Source organism: Pseudomonas sp. RtIB026 (assembly GCF_016861355.2).
Lineage (GTDB): Bacteria > Pseudomonadota > Gammaproteobacteria > Pseudomonadales > Pseudomonadaceae > Aquipseudomonas > Aquipseudomonas peradeniyensis.
In genome coordinates, this window is the sequence record NZ_AP023348.2 from 246,966 (window position 1) to 265,705 (window position 18,740).

General features: G+C 66.5%; 16 protein-coding genes. 8 read left to right on the plus strand and 8 right to left on the minus strand.

The window, feature by feature from the left end:
- Window positions 1-19 precede the first annotated feature (19 nt).
- Window positions 20-2,197, plus strand: a complete 2,178-nt coding sequence (locus tag PRtIB026_RS01210; protein WP_203649831.1) for a malate synthase G — start codon at window positions 20-22, stop codon at window positions 2,195-2,197.
- Window positions 2,198-2,281: 84 nt separating this feature from the next.
- Here PRtIB026_RS01210 and PRtIB026_RS01215 read toward each other — a convergent pair whose 3' ends face one another.
- The gene (locus PRtIB026_RS01215) at window positions 2,282-2,731 is read right to left on the minus strand and encodes a response regulator (RefSeq protein WP_062575435.1); all 450 of its coding nucleotides are present in this window, start codon (window positions 2,729-2,731) and stop codon (window positions 2,282-2,284) included.
- Window positions 2,732-2,956: 225 nt separating this feature from the next.
- Here PRtIB026_RS01215 and PRtIB026_RS01220 point away from each other — a divergent pair, with 225 nt between their 5' ends.
- The 7 genes from PRtIB026_RS01220 (at window position 2,957) to PRtIB026_RS01250 (ending at window position 11,370) form a co-directional block, all read left to right on the plus strand.
- On the plus strand, window positions 2,957-4,894 hold the full coding sequence (locus tag PRtIB026_RS01220; protein ID WP_203649829.1) for a putative nucleotidyltransferase substrate binding domain-containing protein: 1,938 nt from the start codon (window positions 2,957-2,959) through the stop codon (window positions 4,892-4,894).
- Window positions 4,891-5,601 (plus strand): PolC-type DNA polymerase III, encoded by a 711-nt coding sequence (locus tag PRtIB026_RS01225; protein WP_203649818.1) that lies wholly within the window; start codon window positions 4,891-4,893, stop codon window positions 5,599-5,601. The genes PRtIB026_RS01220 and PRtIB026_RS01225 overlap by 4 nt, the downstream gene beginning before the upstream one ends.
- A gap of 256 nt (window positions 5,602-5,857) precedes the next feature.
- Window positions 5,858-6,376 (plus strand): RNA polymerase sigma factor, encoded by a 519-nt coding sequence (locus PRtIB026_RS01230; protein WP_186712646.1) that lies wholly within the window; start codon window positions 5,858-5,860, stop codon window positions 6,374-6,376.
- Window positions 6,373-7,317, plus strand: a complete 945-nt coding sequence (locus tag PRtIB026_RS01235) for a FecR domain-containing protein (RefSeq protein ID WP_203649817.1) — start codon at window positions 6,373-6,375, stop codon at window positions 7,315-7,317. Before PRtIB026_RS01230 ends, PRtIB026_RS01235 begins: the two co-directional genes overlap by 4 nt.
- Window positions 7,318-7,576: 259 nt before the next feature.
- A complete protein-coding gene (locus PRtIB026_RS01240; protein ID WP_203649814.1) occupies window positions 7,577-10,009 on the plus strand; it encodes a TonB-dependent siderophore receptor in 2,433 nt (810 codons plus the stop codon).
- A 75-nt stretch (window positions 10,010-10,084) separates the two neighbouring features.
- The gene (locus PRtIB026_RS01245) at window positions 10,085-11,197 is read left to right on the plus strand and encodes a PepSY-associated TM helix domain-containing protein (protein WP_203649812.1); all 1,113 of its coding nucleotides are present in this window, start codon (window positions 10,085-10,087) and stop codon (window positions 11,195-11,197) included.
- Complete coding sequence (locus tag PRtIB026_RS01250) at window positions 11,194-11,370, plus strand: hypothetical protein (protein WP_203649809.1); 177 nt, start codon at window positions 11,194-11,196, stop codon at window positions 11,368-11,370. Before PRtIB026_RS01245 ends, PRtIB026_RS01250 begins: the two co-directional genes overlap by 4 nt.
- A gap of 184 nt (window positions 11,371-11,554) precedes the next feature.
- Here the strand turns inward: PRtIB026_RS01250 and PRtIB026_RS01255 are convergent, their stop codons facing one another.
- Genes PRtIB026_RS01255 through waaF form a run of 7 tightly spaced genes read right to left on the minus strand, consistent with a single transcriptional unit; the run spans window position 11,555 to window position 18,515 of the window.
- Entirely contained in the window at window positions 11,555-12,997 is a 1,443-nt protein-coding gene (locus PRtIB026_RS01255) for a lipopolysaccharide kinase InaA family protein (protein WP_203649807.1), read from the minus strand.
- Window positions 12,997-13,749, minus strand: a complete 753-nt coding sequence (locus tag PRtIB026_RS01260; RefSeq protein ID WP_203649805.1) for a lipopolysaccharide kinase InaA family protein — start codon at window positions 13,747-13,749, stop codon at window positions 12,997-12,999. Before PRtIB026_RS01260 ends, PRtIB026_RS01255 begins: the two co-directional genes overlap by 1 nt.
- Window positions 13,746-14,480: a lipopolysaccharide kinase InaA family protein gene (locus PRtIB026_RS01265; protein ID WP_203649796.1), complete on the minus strand. Its 735-nt coding sequence runs from the start codon at window positions 14,478-14,480 to the stop codon at window positions 13,746-13,748. Before PRtIB026_RS01265 ends, PRtIB026_RS01260 begins: the two co-directional genes overlap by 4 nt.
- A complete protein-coding gene (rfaP, locus tag PRtIB026_RS01270; RefSeq protein WP_203649794.1) occupies window positions 14,480-15,286 on the minus strand; it encodes a lipopolysaccharide core heptose(I) kinase RfaP in 807 nt (268 codons plus the stop codon). The genes PRtIB026_RS01265 and rfaP overlap by 1 nt, the downstream gene beginning before the upstream one ends.
- Window positions 15,283-16,407, minus strand: a complete 1,125-nt coding sequence (locus PRtIB026_RS01275; protein WP_203649791.1) for a glycosyltransferase family 4 protein — start codon at window positions 16,405-16,407, stop codon at window positions 15,283-15,285. The genes rfaP and PRtIB026_RS01275 overlap by 4 nt, the downstream gene beginning before the upstream one ends.
- Complete coding sequence (waaC, locus tag PRtIB026_RS01280) at window positions 16,407-17,465, minus strand: lipopolysaccharide heptosyltransferase I (protein ID WP_203649789.1); 1,059 nt, start codon at window positions 17,463-17,465, stop codon at window positions 16,407-16,409. Before waaC ends, PRtIB026_RS01275 begins: the two co-directional genes overlap by 1 nt.
- Entirely contained in the window at window positions 17,466-18,515 is a 1,050-nt protein-coding gene (gene waaF / locus PRtIB026_RS01285) for a lipopolysaccharide heptosyltransferase II (protein ID WP_028689091.1), read from the minus strand. It abuts the gene before it with no gap.
- Window positions 18,516-18,740: the final 225 nt, after the last annotated feature.

Below are 18,740 nucleotides of genomic sequence, written 5' to 3' on the forward strand. Positions count from 1 at the left end.
AGCAGAGGTGAGGCAAGCAATGACTGGATACGTTCAAGTCGGTGGCCTTCAGGTCGCCAAGGCCCTGTACGACTTCGTCAACGACGAAGCGATCCCTGGAACCGGCATCGAAGCCGACAAGTTCTGGGCCGGGGCGGCAGAGATCATTAAAGACCTCGCTCCAAAGAACAAAGCCCTGCTCGCCAAGCGCGACGAGCTGCAAGCCAAGATCGACGCCTGGCACCAGGCACGCCAGGGCCAGGCCCATGACGCGGTGACCTACAAGGCATTCCTCGAGGAAATCGGCTACCTGCTGCCACAAGTCGACGACTTCCAGGCCACCACGCAGAACGTCGACGAAGAAATCGCCCACATGGCCGGCCCGCAGCTGGTGGTGCCGGTGATGAACGCCCGCTTCGCCCTGAACGCCGCCAACGCCCGCTGGGGTTCGCTGTACGACGCCCTCTACGGCACCGATGTCATCAGCGATGAGGGCGGCGCCGAGAAAGGCCAGGGTTACAACAAGCTGCGCGGCGACAAGGTCATCGCCTTCGGCCGCGCCTTCCTCGACGAAGCCGCGCCACTGGCCGCCGGCTCCCACGTCGACTCCACCGGCTACCGCATCGAAGACGGCAAGCTGGTAGTCGCCCTCAAGGGCGGCAGCAACAGCGGCCTGCGCGACGACGCCCAGCTGATCGGTTTCCATGGCGACGCGAAGGCGCCGACCGCCGTGCTGCTCAAGCACAACGGCCTGCACTTCGAGATCCAGGTCGATGCCAGCACCCCGGTCGGCAGCACCGACGCCGCCGGCGTGAAGGACATCCTGATGGAGTCGGCACTGACCACCATCATGGACTGCGAAGACTCGGTCGCCGCCGTCGACGCCGACGACAAGGTGATCGTCTACCGCAACTGGCTGGGCCTGATGAAAGGCGACCTGGCCGAGAGCGTCAGCAAGGGCGGCAAGACCTTCACCCGCACCATGAACCCGGACCGCGAGTACGCCGCACCGAACGGTGGCAGCGTCACCCTGCACGGTCGCTCGCTGCTGTTCGTGCGCAACGTCGGTCACCTGATGACCAACCCGGCAATTCTCGACGCCCAGGGCAACGAGATCCCCGAGGGTATCCAGGACGGCCTGTTCACCAACCTGATCGCCCTGCACAACCTCAACGGCAACACCAGCCGCAAGAACACCCGCAGCGGCAGCGTGTACATCGTCAAGCCGAAGATGCACGGCCCGGAGGAAGTGGCCTTCGCCGCCGAGATCTTCAGCCGCGTCGAAGACCTGCTGGGCATGAAGCGCAACACCGTCAAGGTCGGCATCATGGACGAGGAGCGCCGCACCACGGTCAACCTCAAGTCCTGCATCAAGGCCGCCGCCGAACGCGTGGTGTTCATCAACACCGGCTTCCTTGACCGCACCGGTGACGAAATCCACACCTCGATGGAAGCCGGCGCCGTGGTGCGCAAGGGCGCCATGAAGAACGAGAAGTGGATCGGCGCCTACGAGAACAACAACGTCGACGTGGGCCTGGCCACCGGCCTGCAAGGCCGCGCGCAGATCGGCAAGGGCATGTGGGCCATGCCCGACCTGATGGCCGCCATGCTCGAGCAGAAGATCGCCCACCCGCTGGCCGGCGCCAACACCGCCTGGGTGCCGTCGCCGACCGCCGCCACCCTGCACGCCCTGCACTACCACAAGGTTGACGTGCAGGCCCGTCAGCGCGAGCTGGCTTCGCGTACCCCGGCCTCGGTCGATGATATCCTGACCATCCCGCTGGCCGCCGACACCAACTGGTCGGCCGACGAGATCCGCAACGAGCTGGACAACAATGCCCAGGGCATTCTCGGCTACGTGGTGCGCTGGATCGACCAGGGCGTGGGTTGCTCGAAGGTGCCGGACATCAACGATGTCGGCCTGATGGAAGACCGCGCCACCCTGCGCATCTCGGCCCAGTTGCTGGCCAACTGGCTGCGCCACGGCGTGGTCACCCAGGAGCAGGTGCTGGAAAGCCTCAAGCGCATGGCCGCGGTGGTCGACAAGCAGAACGCCGGTGACGCCCTGTACCGCCCGATGGCGCCGAACTTCGATGACAACATCGCGTTCCAGGCGGCAATCGAGCTGGTTGTAGAGGGTGCCAAGCAGCCGAACGGCTACACCGAGCCGGTGCTGCACCGTCGCCGCCGCGAGTTCAAGGCGCGCAACGGGCTGTAATCAGCCAGCAACGCATCGCGGGGCCAGCCCGCTCCCACGCCACATGCACACTGGCGTGGGAGCGGGCTGGCCCCGCGATCGTTTTCAGCCCTGCCCTATTCGCAACTCCTTCCTCACCAACTCCAGCAACCTGTCCAGGTCCACCGGCTTGAGCAGGAAATCCACCACCCCCAGATGCATCACGTCCACCGCTTCCTTCACATCGGTGTCGCCAGAGACGACGATGATCGGAAGAGCAGCCCGTTCCGTCTTGTGCACTTCCTCGATAAGTTTCTGGCCATCCAGAGGTTTCATGCGCAAGTCGGTAATCATCAGTGCGATACGCGACTGATAATGCAGTTTGAACAGCGCCTCCTCAGTTCCGTCTGCCTCCATGCAGTCAATCTGATGACTCTGCAGATACAGGCACAATGCTTGTCTGCTCACCGGGTTGTCGTCCACCACCAGTACCACGGGCCTGGGCGCGACGGGTGCGCTCACCACGGCCAACGCCTCACGTTCGGCGTCGCTCAGGATGTCGTCATGCTCTGCCATGGTCGTCTCGTCAAAAAAACCCCGTTATTCAAGTTCAGACCGCAAAGCCCCTGCATGCAAACTGCCTTTCGTCGGCTATTTGACACCGGACACAAGCAGCGAAACACCCATCGCGCCTTATAGACTTACGTCCAATGGGCACCGCAGAGCCGTCGTCCGACCATGGAGCCTTAGAACAACAAGGTCTGCGCTACATTTGCAGACATACTTATCGCGGTCGGTTCCATGAGCAAAAAGGACGCCTACAGCCAGGCGGGCAGAACAGCAGTGCTGCAAAACATCCAGGGTACCCTGCAGTTCCTGCAGCGTTTCCCGCCGTTCAACCAGATGGAACACAACCACCTGGCCTACCTGGTGGAGCAGTGCCAGCTGCGTTTCCACGCGGCCGGCGAAAGCATCATCAAGCCTGCCGACGGTCCGGTCGAGCACTTCTATATCGTCAAGCAGGGCCGCGTGGTCGGCGAGCGCCACCATGTCACCAAGCCGGGCACCGAGACCACCTTCGAGATCGCCAGCGGCGAATGCTTCCCGCTGGCCGCGTTGCTCGGCGAGCGGGCCACCCGCACCGAGCACCTGGCCGGCGAGGACACCTTCTGCCTGCAACTGGACAAGGCCGCGTTCATCCGTGTGTTCTCCATGTCCGAGGTGTTCCGCGACTTCGCCCTGCGTGGCGTCAGCAGCCTGCTCGACCAGGTCAACCAGCAGGTGCGCCGACGCGCCGTGGAGACCCTGGGTACCCAGTACTCGCTGAACACCCCGCTGGGCGAACTGGCGCTGCGCCATCCGGTGGTGTGCGCGCCGGACACGCCGCTGCGCGAGGCGGTGGGGCTGATGCACGAGCAGCAGGTCGGCAGCATCGTCATCGTCGACGGCCAGCGCCATCCCCTCGGCATCTTCACCCTGCGCGACCTGCGCCAGGTGGTGGCCGACGCCAGTGCCGAACTGACCGCGCCGATCGAACGCTACATGACCGCCCGGCCGTTCCACCTGAGCCCCCAGGCCAGCGCCTTCGATGCCGCCATGGCCATGACCGAGCGGCACATCGCCCACGTCTGCCTGGTGGACAACCAGCGCCTGTGCGGGGTGATCTCCGAACGCGACCTGTTCTCCCTGCAGCGTGTCGACCTGGTGCACCTGGCCCGCACCATCCGCCATGCGCCACGCCTGGACAGCCTGGTGTCGTTGCGCGGCGAGATCGGCCAGCTGGTCGAGCGCATGCTCGCCCACGGCGCGTCCTCGACCCAGATCACCCAGATCATCACCCTGCTCAACGACCATACCGTGTGCCGGGTGATCGAGCTGGCCATCGCCGAACGCGGCGACCCGGGCGTGCCGTTCAGCTGGCTGTGCTTCGGCAGTGAAGGCCGCCGCGAGCAGACGCTGCACACCGACCAGGACAACGGCATCCTCTTCGAGGCCCGCGACGCCGTCGAGGCCGAGGCCATACGCGCCCGGCTGCTGCCGCTGGCCCAGCAGGTCAATCACAACCTGGCCCAGTGCGGCTTCACCCTGTGCAAGGGCAATGTGATGGCCGGCAACCCCGAGCTGTGCCTGTCACGCAGCGAATGGGCGCGACGCTTCGCCGGCTTCGTGCGCGAGGCGAGCCCCGAGAACCTGCTGGGCTCGAGCATCTACTTCGACCTGCGCGTGGTCTGGGGCGACGAGCAAGGCTGCGAACAACTGCGCCAGGGCCTGCTGGAGCAGGTCGCCGACAACCGCCTCTTCCAGCGCATGATGGCCGACAATGCCCTGCGCCAACGACCACCGGTCGGGCGCCTGCGCGAGTTCGTGCTGACCCGCCAGGGGGACGACAAGGCCGCCACCCTCGACCTCAAGGTGCAGGGCCTGACCCCGTTCGTCGATGGCGCCAGGCTGCTGGCCCTGGCCCATGGCGTCAGCGCCTGCAACACCCTGGAGCGCCTGCGCCAGCTGATCGCCAAGGGCATCATCGACCCGCTCGACGGCGCCGCCTATGAAGAGGCCTACCACTTCATCCAGCAGACCCGCATGCAGCAGCACCAGCGCCAGACCCGCGAGAACCAGCCCTACTCCAACCGGCTCGACCCGGACAGCCTCAACCACCTGGACCGGCGCATCCTGCGCGAGTCCCTGCGCCAGGCCCAACGCCTGCAAAGCAGCCTGGCCCTGCGGTACCAGCTGTGAACCTGTTCGCCTGGTGGCGCCCCGCCGCCCCCGAACTCGCCGCCCCGCTGCGTCGGCGCCTGGCCATGCTGCCAGGGCCGGCGCCACTGGGCGTGCGCTCGTTGCGTGAACAGCGCTGGGTGGTGCTGGACCTGGAGACCAGCGGCCTGAACCTCAACCGCGACCAGGTGCTGTCGATCGGCGCGGTGGCCATCGAGGATGGCGCCATCGCCCTGGGTCGTCCGTTCGAGCGCACCCTGCACCGGCCCGCGCAGAAGACCAACGCCAGTGTGCTGATCCATGGCCTGGGCCCCAGCGCCCTGGCTGCCGGCTGCGACCCGGCCGAGGCGCTGCTCGATCTGATGGACTTCATCGGCGACAGCCCGGTGCTGGCGTTCCACGCCCCGTTCGACCAGCGCATGCTGGCCCGGGCGCTGAAGGACAGCCTGGGCCTGCGCCTGCAGCATCCGTTCCTCGACGTGGCGGAGCTGGCGCCGATGCTCAACCCCGACACCGTGCTGCGTGAAGCCGGTCTGGACGACTGGATCGCCCGCTTCGGCCTCGAAGTCCAGGCCCGCCACCATGCCAGCGCCGATGCCCAGGTGACTGCGGAGCTGGCGTTGATCCTGTTCAGCCAGGCCCGGCGCCAGCAACTGGACAGCCCGTTGCAGCTGGAGCAGCGGGTACGCCAGTGGCGACGGCGTAAAGTCCAGAGTCATGGCCTCTGACCCATACATCGCCCCCTGTAGGAGCGGCCTCGTGCCGCGAATGGGCTGCACAGCAGCCCCTCTCCCGGTGAGCGCTAGAACCGCCGGGGCCGCTTTGCGGCCCTTTCGCGGCACAAGGCCGCTCCTACAGTGAGAGGTGTGAACCGGATCATCATGCTGGCAATCCGATAAGCGTCAATTGCGCCACCACCCCCGCCTCTGCCACAATCGCGAATAATTATCGTTAGTTAACGCATTCTTTCCCGGGGATCGCTTCTTGACGCCTGCGCACAGTCCACATGCCGAGCTGGTCGGAGCGCTGTATCGCGACCATCGCACCTGGCTGCTGGCCTGGTTGCAGCGCAGCACCGCCTGCCGTCAGCGCGCCGAAGACCTGAGCCAGGACACCTTCGTGCGCCTGCTCGGTCGCGAGCGCCTGGACGCCCCCCGCGAACCCCGCGCCTTCCTGGTCGCCGTGGCCAAGGGCCTGCTGTTCGACCACTTCCGCCGCGCCGCCCTCGAGCAGGCCTACCTCGCCGAGCTGGCCCTGCTGCCCGAGGCCGAACACCCGTCGCCCGAGCAGCAGCACCTGATCCTCGAGGACCTCAAGGCCATCGACCGCCTGCTGGGCAAGCTGTCGAGCAAGGCCCGCGCGGCCTTCCTGTACAACCGCCTGGACGGTCTGGGCCACGCCGAGATCGCCGAACGCCTCGGGGTGTCGGTGTCCCGCGTGCGCCAGTACCTCGCCCAGGGCCTGCGCCAGTGCTATGTCGCCCTCTATGGAGAGCCGACATGAACCAGGCCCCGGTTTCCAGCCAGGTGCTGGAAGCGGCCATCGCCTGGAAGCTGTGCCTGGACGAAGGTAGCGGTACCCCGGACGAACGCAACGAATTCATGCGTTGGCACGCCGCCCACGAGGAGCACGCCCGCGCCTGGTTGCAACTGGGCATGCTCGACCGGCGCGTCAACGCCGCCGCCGGCCCGGTGCGCCACACCCTGCTGCAATCACGGGCCGGGCTGCGCCAGCGCCTTGGTGGCCTGGCCAGCATGCTGCTGCTCGGCGGGCTGCTCACCTGGGCCGCAGCGCCGACCCTGTCGCCGACCTACTGGCTGGCCGATCAGCGCACCGGCACCGGCGAGCTGCGCACCCTGCGCCTGGAGGACGGCACCTTGCTGAGCCTGAACAGCCAGAGCGCGGTGGACATCGATTTCCGCGGCGAGCAGCGGCTGATCGTGCTGCATCGTGGCGAAATCTCGGTGGAAACCGGCCACAAGGACAGCCGTCCGCTGCTGGTGCGCACCGAGGATGGCCGCCTGCGCCCGCTGGGCACGCGCTTCCTGGTCAAGCGCGAGGAGTCCGGCACGCGCCTGGAGGTGCTGCAGGCCTCGGTGGCCGCCAAGCCGCAGAACAGTGGCGACGAACAGGTGCTGCGCGAAGGCCAGCAGGTACTGATGAACGCCGACGGCCTAGGCCGGGTCGGCTCCGTGGCGGTCGGCAGCGATGCCTGGACCCGCGGCATGCTGGTGGTGGACAACGTGCGCCTGGCCGACCTGGTGGCCGCGCTCGGCCAGTACCGCAGCGGCCACCTGGGGGTCAGCGACGAGGTCGCCGACCTGCGCGTGAGCGGCAGCTTCCCGCTGACCGACACCGACCTGGCCCTGGCCTCGCTGCAGCCGGCGCTGCCGGTGAAGATCGAGCGGCATACGCCGTGGTGGGTGACCGTCTCCGCCAGATAAGCGCTGCGTGCCGCCCTTCGCGGGTAAACCCGCTCCCACAGGGATCGCGCCAGATTCTAAAAATTGAGCAAGACAGTTGCTCCCACAGGGAATGCATCAAACCTGTGGGAGCGGGTTTACCCGCGAAGAAGCCAAGGCGATATAGCGCTGAGCGCCGCTCGTGCCAACCCTGTCAGATATTTTTTCAAAAGACCCTGTCACTTTCCCAATCTCGCTCGGCAAGGAAGCAGTCAGCACTATTTCGTCGAGGAGCCGCTGCATGTCCCGTGCCGTTGATGCTTTGCTTCGCCCCAGCCTGATGGCCCTGGCCATCGGCCTGGCCGCCCCGTTGGTCAGCACCACCCTGTTCGCCGCCGAACAGGCGGCCCCGCGTGCCTACAACCTGCCCAGCGCGCCGCTGGCCAGCACCCTGAACCAGATCGCCAGCCAGGCCGGGATCGCCCTGGCGCTGGATCCGGCACTGGTCAGCGGGCGCAACTCGACGCCGGTCAGTGGTCAGTACGATGCGGTCGGCGCCCTGCAGGCCGCCCTGCGCGGCACCGGCCTGCAGCTGCAGCAGAGCAGCGCCGGCAGCTACAGTCTGGTGGCGGTGAGCGAAGGCACCCTGGCGCTGCCGGAAACCAACATCAATGCCAACAGCAGCTACGAAAGTGCCTGGGGCCCGGTCGAAGGCTACACCGCCAAGCGCACCGCCGCCGGCACCAAGACCGACACCGCGCTGGTCGAGGTCCCACGCTCCATTTCCGTCGCCACCCGCCAGCAGATGAGCGACCGCGGCGTGCAAAGCCTGGACGACGCGGTGAAGTACATGCCGGGCATCGTCTCGGCCAGTTTCGGCAGCGACACCCGCTATGACTGGATGCGCGTGCGCGGCTTCGAGCCAACCCAGTTCCTCGACGGCCTGCCCCTGCCCCGCGGCGTGTATGCCAACCCGAAAGCCGAAACCTGGAACCTCGACCGCCTTGCGCTGCTACGTGGCCCAGCCTCGTCGGTGTATGGCCAGACCCCGCCCGGCGGTCTGCTGGACATGGTCAGCCGCCGCCCCCAGGCCGAGAGCAGCCACGAGATCCAACTGCAGTACGGCAGCGACAACCACCGCCAGATCAACTTCGCCAGCACCGGCAAGCTCGATGAGCAGGGCCAGTTCCTCTATGGCGTCAGCGGCGTGGTACGCGACAGCGGCACGCAGATCGACCATATCGATAACAAGCGCTACAACATCGCCCCGAGCCTGACCTGGAACATCGACGAAGACACCTCGCTGACCTTCCTCAGCCAGTTCACCCGCGACGACACCGGCGCCACCAGCCAGTTCTACCCGATCCAAGGCACCAAGATCGACATGCCATTCGGCAAGGTCTCCCGCCACAAGAACCTGGGTGACCCGGATTACGACTACTACGACCGCACTTACTACGCGCTGGGCTATGCCTTCGAACATCGTTTCAACGATGTCTGGCAGTTCCGTCAGAACCTGCGTTACACCAAGTCGGAGCTTTCGTTCCAGACCATTACGGTCAGCAGCTACAACAAAGACTTCCCCCCGGTCACCGATGACGGCATTGCCAACCGCATGTCCACCAACACCGAGGAAAATATCGGCCAGTTCGCGGTCGACAACAACTTCCAGGCCGACTTCGCCACCGGTGCCGTCAGCCATACCGTGTTGATTGGGCTGGATCACCAGCGCACCAATCACGACTACCTGGCGATCTATGGTTTCGACGTGCCGCCGATCGACGTCAACAACCCGGCCCATGGCCTGCCGATCACCCGCCCCGCTCGTTCCTCGGCCTATTACGATTACAACCAGAAGACGGTGCAGACCGGCCTCTATGTCCAGGACCAGATGGCACTCGACAACTGGCGCCTGACCCTGGGCGGGCGACAGGACTGGGTCCACACCGGCACCAAGTTCTTCAACAAGGGTGATGCCACCAACACCCAGCGCGATAGCAAGTTCAGTGGCAACGCGGCGATCAGCTACGTCTTCGACTCCGGCCTGGTGCCCTACCTGTCCTATGCCGAATCCTTCCAGCCGGCCAGCAGCGCAGACGCGGACCCGGAAAAGACGTTCAAGCCGACCGAAGGCGAGCAATGGGAGCTGGGCATCAAGTACCAGCCACCGGGCTCCAACACCCTGCTCTCTGCCGCGGTGTACGACCTGACCCAGAAGAACGTCCAGGTCACCAACAACATCGGTGGCACGCCGGTCACCAGCCAGACCGGAGAAGTGAAAGTCCATGGCCTGGAGCTTGAGGCTGTCTCCGACGTCACCGACAACCTGAAAGTGATCGCCGCCTACACCCTGGCCAAGTCCGAAGTCCAGAAAGGGCAGTACAAAGGCAACCGCCTGCAACAGATGCCCAACCAGCAGGCCTCCCTGTGGGCCGACTACACCTGGCATACCGGTGTGCTTGACGGCTTCGGCATTGGCCTGGGCGCACGCTACACCGGCAACCGCTACGGTGACGAAGCCAACACCTGGCTCGGCAAGAGCAAGGCCTACACGGTGTTCGACGCCGCCGTGCACTACGACCTGGGCCGCCTGGACAACAGCCTCAAGGGCGCCTCGGTGGCGATCAACGCCAGCAACCTGCTGAACAAGGACTACCTCTCGACCTGCGACGGCTACTACTGCTACTACGGCGACCAGCGCAGTGTCGTCGCCAGCGCCACCTACAAGTTCTGAGTGGCCATTGCGGGTCAGGTCCGCTCCTGCAGATCGTGGGAGCGGGCTTGACCCGCGATTGCGTAAGGAGCCGTGATGAAAAGCCAAACCATCCGCCGCTGGTCAGCGATCCACACCTGGAGCAGCCTGGTCTGCACGCTGTTCCTGCTGCTGCTCGCCCTCACCGGCCTGCCGCTGATCTTCCACCACGAGCTGGAACACCTGCTCGGCGACGCGCCAGAGCTGCGCGAGATGCCCGCCGGCACCCCGCACCTGGACCTGCAGCAGCTGGTGCTCAAGGCCGAACAGCACCGCCCCGGCGAGGTGATGCAGTACTTCGGATACGAAGAGGACGAGCCCAACGGCGTGGTCACGATCATGGCCGCCACCGCCGGCACCCATCCCGACGACTCGCACACCTTCATGCTCGACGCGCGCACCGGCGAGGCCGTGGCCATGCCGGCAGCCAACGGCGGCTTCATGATGCTGATGCTGCGCCTGCACGTGGACATGTTCGCCGGGTTGCCCGGCAAGCTGCTGCTGGCGTTCATGGGGGTGCTGTTCATTGTCGCCATCGTCTCCGGCACCGTGCTCTACGCGCCGTTCATGCGCCGCCTGGACTTCGCCACGGTCCGCCACGACAAGTCGCGGCGCCTGCGCTGGCTGGACCTGCACAACCTGATCGGCGTGGTCACCCTGACCTGGGCCCTGGTGGTCGGCGTCACCGGGGTGATCAGCGCCCTGTCCGACCTGGTGATCGCCGCCTGGCGCAACGACAGCCTGGCGGCGATGGTCGCGCCGTATCGTGACGCACCGCCGCTCACCGAACGCGCCCCGGCCACGCAGTTGCTGAAGATCGCCGAACAGGCCGCGCCCGGCATGCGCCCGGACTTCATCGCCTTCCCCGGCACACGCTTCTCCAGCGAGCACCACTATGCGGTGTTCATGAATGGCGCCACGAACCTGACCTCGCACCTGTTCACGCCGATCCTGATCGACGCGCGCACCCTGGAGGTGACCGCCGTTGGCGAACGCCCGTGGTACATGGACGCCATGGGCCTGTCGCAGCCCCTGCACTTCGGCGACTACGGCGGCCGGCCGATGCAGATCCTCTGGGCCGTGCTCGATGTGCTGACCATCATCGTGCTGGGCAGCGGCCTGTACCTGTGGTGGGGTAAGCAACGCAAGGCACGGGAGGTGCGGGCATGAGCCACAAGTCGCAAAGCACCCGCAGGATCTTCGCCTGGCCGGCGCTGATCGCCGTGCTCAGTGCGGCCGGGCTGTTTGCCGCACTGCTCGGGGATGGGATGTGGGATGTGCTGGCCTGGGTGGGGCTGGGCGTTTCGGCCGGCCTGGGCCTGAGTGGGTTCTGGCGGCGGTAGGCAGCTCACATGGAACTGCACATGACTCATTGATTCAGCAGGGACCTGTAGGAGCGGCCTTGTGCCGCGAAAGGGCTGCGAAGCAGCCCCGGGATTTCAGCGTTGTGGCAAAGATCGCCGGGGCCGCTTTGCGGCCCTTTCGCGGCACAAGGCCGCTCCTACAGGGATCGCTTCAACTGATCACTCAATCAGCCAACCGCGGCAACACCTGGTCCAGCCGCTGATGCAGCGCGCTGTCCCTCGGCCAGTTGCGCAGCAGCCGCGCCCGGTCCCGGGCGAAGGCCGGGGCGAAGCTGAGCTGGGTGGCGTGCTGGCACATGGCATCGAGGTCGATCAGCGACCATTGGCCGTCCTGCCAGAACAGGTTGTGGCCCTTGAAGTCGCCATGGCTGATACGCTCGCGGATCAGTTGCTGCATCACCCGCGCCAGGGCCTCGACCTGCTCGTCAGGCGCCTCGCCGCTTTCCACGTAGGGCGCGAAGCATTCGATCAGGTCCGGCCCGTCGGCGTACTCGGTTACCAGGTAGGCCGTGCTGCGCAGCCCCATCACCCGCTGCTCCAGCACCGCCAGGGGGCGAGGCGTGGCGATGTCGAGAAACCCCAGGCGGTGGCCTTCGATCCACGAATGCCAGGCCCGGCTTGGGCGCCAGAAGCGCTTGAACCAGTGGGCGGTGTTCTTGATGTTGTAGCGCTTTAGCACCAACTTGCGCCCGGCCACCTCGATACGCGCCACGCTGGCCGCGCCACCGGTCTTGTACAGATACCCCTGGTCGATCAGCGTATCGGCCTGCTCCAGCACCGGGCGCATCGCCTCTACTTCGTTACGGCAAATCGCTCGCAGCCCGGACAGGTTGCGCTCGACGCTGAACAGGGTGCATTCGCGACCGGCCTTTTCCAGGTAATCCTTCAGGCGCCAGGCGCGCACCTTGTCCACCTGCTTGTGCAGCGCTTCCAGCGGCAGCGCGTGCTCGGCGTTGGCCAGCACATAGTGCACCAGCGCTTCCTCGATGAACGGCTCCAGGCGTTTGGGCAACTGGGCGAAGAACACCCCGAGGTTTTCCAGCACGCGCTGGCGCGACAGCTGCTGACCGGGGGTCTCGGCCTTGATGCCGGCGCCGTCGATCAGGTACAGCTGGCCGTCCTGGCGTAGCAGGTTGTCCAGGTGCAGGTCCTCCTGCCACAGGCCCTTGGCGTGCATCTGCGCCACGGCGGTGAGGGCCTCGCCCAGCACCAGGTGCTGCTCGTCGGCCAGCATCGGCAATTGCTCCACCCGGGCCCAGGCGTCGCCCAGGCTTTCGGCATGGTCGAGGTATTCGAACAATACCCAGCCGCCCTCGCCTTCCTTCAGGCCATCGGCCAGCAGGCGTGGGGTGGTCAGGCCTTGTTCGGCCATCAGCAGGGCACCATCGCGCTCGCGCTGGAAGTGCCGGGCGGCATTGCCGCCGACCAGCAGCTTGGCCAGCACCTTGGTGCCACGCCAGATACCCGCGCCGACATAACGCTGGCCCGGCAGCACGCGCAACAGGTTGAGCAGCTGCAGGTCGGCGCTGCCCGCGGCGTCGGCGAGGGTGACGGTCAGCGGCAGGCTCGGGCTGCGCCCGGCCTCCTTCAATTCGCTCAGGCGCATCAGCGGGCCTCTTTGTGACGACGGCGTTGGGTCAGGCGTTGCAGCCAGGTGGATACCAGGGCGCTGTCCGCCGGCTGCTCCAGGTAGGCCGCCAGCAGCACGCGCACGTCCGCTTCGTCCCAGGCCCGGGCGCGGCGCAGCAACGGCTCCAGGTCCTTGACCCGGTCGCGCATGCCGAACAGCAGCGGACGGGTCTTTTCCAGGTCGATCAGCTGGGCCTGCCAGCCCTCGCGGCGCTCACGCAGGAAGATGTGCTTGGGGTAGAAGCAGCCGTGCATCTGCCCGGCGCCGTGCAGGGTGCGGGCCAGCCGCCCACAGGCCTGGAGGATCGCCTGGCGCTGCGGCGCGTCCATCTGCGCCCAACGGCCGAGCAGTTGCTCGAGGTCGGTCCACTCGTCCAGCGCCCGGGTCATGAGGATCGCCCGGTGCTCGCCAGCTTGCTTGCGCTCGCCATAGAACACCGCCTGCAGGGCGGGGATGTCGAGCTTCTGGTAGCGGCTGATGTTGCGAAACTCGCGGGCGAAGGTCGGCTCGCCGAAGGGCCGCTGCAGGCTGCGGGTGAAGTAGTCGCTCTGGCGCTTGAGGTAGAAACCCTTGCCCTCGAGCTCCAGGCGGAACACGCTGCTCCAGCCGCCACGGCCGGTATTGGGTTCGTCCACGGCGTCCAGCTGCAGGGCCCACAGCGCCTCGAAGTCGCTCAGCCCGTGCCGTTGCAGCAGCGCCTGGTCGGCACTGGCCAGGTAATCGGTCATTCCCTTCCCTCGAAAAAGCCCAGCACCTGGCGAATGCGCTTCTTGTCACGGGCGTTCAGACGCGCGTGTCCGCGGTATTGCAGGTAGAAGCGCAGGCGCTGGGTCGCCGACAGGTGGTACTTGGCCACCTTGTCCAGGCACGCCAGATCCTTGATCAGCCTGTGGCGCAGCATGAAGCCGCGCCAGAAGTCGCCGGTCGGGCAGTCGATGAAGAATAGCGTGCCCTGGTCGTCGACCAGCAGGTTGCGCCATTTCAGGTCGTTGTGGGCGAAATGATGATCGTGCATCACCCGGGTGTGGCGTGCCAGCTGGCGGCTGACGTGATCGACCCAGGCGCTGTCGCGCAGACGCGGATCATTGCGTTCGGCCAGCGCCGAGAGGTCTTCGGTACGCGGCAACTCGCGGGTGATCATCGCCCCGCGGCCGAAGGCCAGGCCCTGGCGCTCGAGCCCCCAGGCGACCACATCGGCGGTGGGGATGCCCCACTTGGCGAACTGCTTGAGGTTCTGCCACTCGGCCTTGACCCGCGGCCGGCCCAGGTAGCGGCGCATGTGCTTGCCGGCGCCGGTGTAGCGTTTGACGTAGTAGTTGACCCCATCACGCTCGATGCGGATGACCTCGCTCAACGGGTCGCGGGTCAGGCGTTCGCCCTGGAGGGCGAACACCGCGTCGACACTGCCGAAATCGGCCGCCAGGTGCGCATACTCGGGCGCCAGGTTCCAGCTCGCCATCAGAGTGCGTCCCCGTAACGTTGCTTGCGGTCGTAGAGTTTCTGCGCCTTGCGCTCCAGCCAGGCGAGCAGCGCGGCTTCGTCCTTGAGCACCTGGCGCAACGGACGCTGGAAGTAGCCGCGCAGGAAGCGCAGCTTGTCGCGGCGGGTCAGGCCGATGTCCAGCGCCGAGAAGTACAGGGCGGCCAGGTCCTTGTCGCGCCAGCGACGGGTGATCTTCGCCCGGGTCTGGGCGCGGTGCAGGTCGATCACCGACAGTTTGAAGTCTTCCGGCGTCACCGGGCGGTCGGTGTGCAGCAGGAAGTGGCAGATGTAACAGTCGCGGTGGTTGACCCCTGCGCGGTGCATGCCGCCGGTCATCTTCGCCACTTCGGCGATCAGCGCGCGCTTCAGGCGCGGCGCTGGCGGCTGCTTGACCCAGTCGATGCTGAAGTCTTCCAGGCTGACGGTGGGCGCCAGCTCCTCGGTAACGATGAACGAGTGCTGGGTGGCCGGGTTGCTGCCATGCTCGCCGTAGGCCACTGCGGTCATGGTCGGCACACCGGCTTCATGCAGGCGCTGGATGGCCCGCCATTCCTGGCCGGCGCCGAGCACCGGCAGCTTGGCGCTGAACAGGTTCTTGAAGATCTCGCCCCAGCCGATGCCGCGGTGGATCTTGACGAAGAAGCCCGCGCCATCGACCTCGGTGCGCAGGGTGCGGCGGCCTTCCAGCTCGCGGTACACCTCGCCCTGCAGGGCCTCGACGGCCTCGAAGGGATCGCGCCCGGCCCACAGGCGCTTGAACGGTTCGGCCAGTATCAGCTTCATGCGGTCTCCTGACCGAGGATCACGTCGGCGGCATGCTGCGGCATGCTGTACAGGTCGGCGGTCTCGGCAAAGGCCACACCGTTGTCCGACCAGGCCGCGCGGGCCCCGGCGTCTTCGAGCATGCGTTGCAGGTAGCGGTTCAGCTGCTCCTGCTCGAACGGCTCGTCCAGCACCAGGCCGCTATCGGCCTCGGCGATGTAGTGGGCATAGCCGCAGACCTTGGACACCAGCACCGGCAACCCGGCGACCAGCGCCTCGAGCAGCACGGTGCCGGTGTTCTCGTTGTAGGCCGGGTGGATCAGCAGGTCGGCACCGAGCAGGAAACGCGGAATGTCGCTACGGCCCTTGAGGAACTGCACCTGCTCGCCCAGGCCGAGCGCCGTGCTCTGCACCTGGAACAGCTTGGGATCGTCCTGGCCGATGACCATCAGCCTGGTACGCTTGCGCAGGGCCGACGGCAACGCCGCCAGGGCCTTCAGGCTGCGGTCCACGCCCTTGGTCTTGAAGCCCGAGCCGATCTGCACCAGCAACAGCTCATCGTCGGCCAGGCCGAATTCCTGGCGGAAATCGGCGCGGATGGCCGCGGCGTCGGCCGGGCGGCGGCGGTCCTGGGAAATGCCCGGCGGCAGCAGGTGGAAACGCGCCTCGGGGGTGCCGTAGTGCTTGATGAACAGCGGCTGTTGCACCTCGGAGATCATCAGGATCTCGGTACGCGCATCCCTGGCGAACACCGCGCGCTCGTACTCGGCGAAATGGCGGTAGCGGCCCCAACGACGGTACAGGCCGCCGCGCAGGGTCTGGGCCTTGTCCTCGAAACAGCCGTCGGCGGCGTAGTAGACATCCAGGCCGGGCATCTTGTTGAAACCGATCAGGCGATCGACCGGGCGCTTGGCCAGGTCGGCTTCCATCCAGGCGCTGAGCTTCTCGTTGCGGCGGTGGTTGAACAGCGCCTTGACCGGCGCCACCAGCACCTCGAAGCCCGGCGGAATGTCACCTTCCCAGATCAGCGTGTACACGCGGATCTGATGGCCGCGCTTCTGGCATTCGAGGGCGATGCGCATGAAATCGCGCTGCAGCCCGCCAAAGGGGAAATACTTGTAGAGCACAAAAGCCAGTTGCATCAACGAACATCCTCAGCCAGCAGCAGCGCGCTCAAGCGGCCCGCCACATGCTCGGGATTCAGGCGAGTGAAGCACAGCGGCCACTCGCGTTTGAGATCGAACCGGCGCAGGTCCTCGGCGCTCGGTTTGTAGGTGCACTTCTTCTGCAGGCACGGGGCGCAGGGGAAGTTGCTCGCCTGGTGGATCTGGGCGCGTCCGTAGGCGCCAGTCAGACCAGGGTTGGTGGGGCCGAACAGCGAAATGGTCGGCACATCCAGCGCGGCGGCCAGGTGGCCGAGGCCGGTGTCCACGGCCACGCAGGCCTTGGCCGCCGCCAGCACGCGGGCAACGCCGACAAGATTCAACTTGGGGAGCACCTGGCAGTTGTTCAAGCCCTGGGCGATGCGCTCGGCACGGGCCTTTTCCGCCGGGTTGCCCCAGGGCAGCATCACCTGCAGCTTGCGTCGGCCCATGCGCTCGGCCAGCTCGCGCCAGTAGGCCTCCGGCCAGTGCTTGGTGGCCCAGGTGGTACCGTGCAGGAACACCACGTAGGGCGCGGCAGGCGGCAGTTGCAAACGGTTGAGGTCCAGGCCGTAGTCGCCCAGCCCTTCCGGCAGGTCGTAGGCCAGGGCCAGGGCGAACAGCTGGCGCACCCGTTCCACGGCATGCTGGCCGACGGCGACCGACATGCGCCGGTTGTAGAAGCGGCTGGCCCAGCCCTCACGGGCCGAGTAACGGTCCAGGCCGGCCACCGGCGCTTTCACGTAACGCGTCAGCCAGGCCGACTTGACCAGGCCCTGGGCGTCGATTACCAGGTCGTACTTGTGCTCGCGCAGGCGTTGCTTGAAGGCTTTCCACTCACCGCTCTTGAGCGTCTGCCAGATATTCTTGCGCCAGCGGCGGATCGCCACCGGGATCACCCGGTCGACCGCCGGATGCCAGCTGGGAATCTCGGCGAAGCCTTCTTCCACCACCCAGTCGAAACGGATGCCGGGGATGGCGTGGGCGGCGTCGGTGAGCGCCGGCAGGGTGTGGATGACATCGCCCAGCGACGAGGTCTTGATGATCAGTACCCGCACTCAGTCGACCTCGGCCACGGTATCGATCAGGTTAGGCCCGCCCAGGCCCTGCAGCGCGGCAATGACCTTGGCCGGCTCCAGCAGGCGCAGGCAGTTGTAGTGGCCGAAGCGGCAGGTGCGCTCGAAGCAGGGGCTGCACTCGATACCGGTGCGCACCACTTCCACCTGGTCGGCCAGCGGCGGGGTGAAGCCCGGCGAGGTCGAGCCGTACACCGCCACCAGCGGGCGGTTGAGGGCGGCGGCCACATGCATCAGGCCAGAGTCGTTGGACACCACCGCATCGGCGCAGGACATCAGGTCGATGGCCTCGGCCAGCGAGGTTTCGCCCGCCAGGTTGCAGGACTCCTCGCGCAGCCCGGGGATCAACCGGTCGCGGATCTGCTCGCCCACCGGGTGGTCGTTCTTCGAACCGAACAGCCACACCTGCCAGCCCTGGCGGATCATCGCGTCGGCCACCTCGGCGTAGTGCTCGGCCGGCCAGCGCTTGGCCTCACCGAACTCGGCGCCAGGGCACAGCGCCAGCACCGGGCGGTCCAGCGCCAGGCCGAACTTGGCCAGGGCCGCTTCGCGGCTGGCGGCTTCGATTTGCAGGCTCGGACGCGGGTAAGGCTTGGGCAGCTCGGCATCCGGTGCGTAGGCCAGGGCCATGAAGCGCTCGATCATCAGCGGATAGCGGGCCTTGTCCAGCTTGCGCACGTCGTTGAGCAGCAGGTAGCGCATCTCGCCGCGCCAGCCGGTGCGCTTGGGGATACCGGCGAAATACGGCACCAGCGCCGACTTGAGCGAGTTGGGCAGCAGGATCGCCTGGTCGTACTGGCCGGCCAGCGACTTGCCGATGCGCCGGCGCGTGGCCAGCTCCAGCGCGCCGTGGCCGAGCGGGAAGCTCAGGGCCTGGCGCACCTCGGGCATGCGCTCGAGGATCGGCCGGCTCCACTCGGGGGCCAGGACGTCGATCACGCAGTCGGGGTGCTGCTGTTTGAGGCACTGGAACAGGGTCTGCGCCATCACCATGTCGCCGACCCAGCTGGGGCCAATGATCAGTATTCTCATGCTTTATCCAGAAACATTCGGGGAGGCTGCAGGCTGCGCTACAACCTGGCCTCCCCTCTTTATATTCAGGCTATGTGGCGGACAGTGTACCACCGGTGGTGAGGCATGAACCTTTGGGGCTGCTTTGCAGCCCTTTCGCGGCACAAGGCCGCTCCTACAGGGAACGCAATCCCTTGTAGGAGCGGCCTTGTGCCGCGAAAGGGCCGCACAGCGGCCCCAACAATT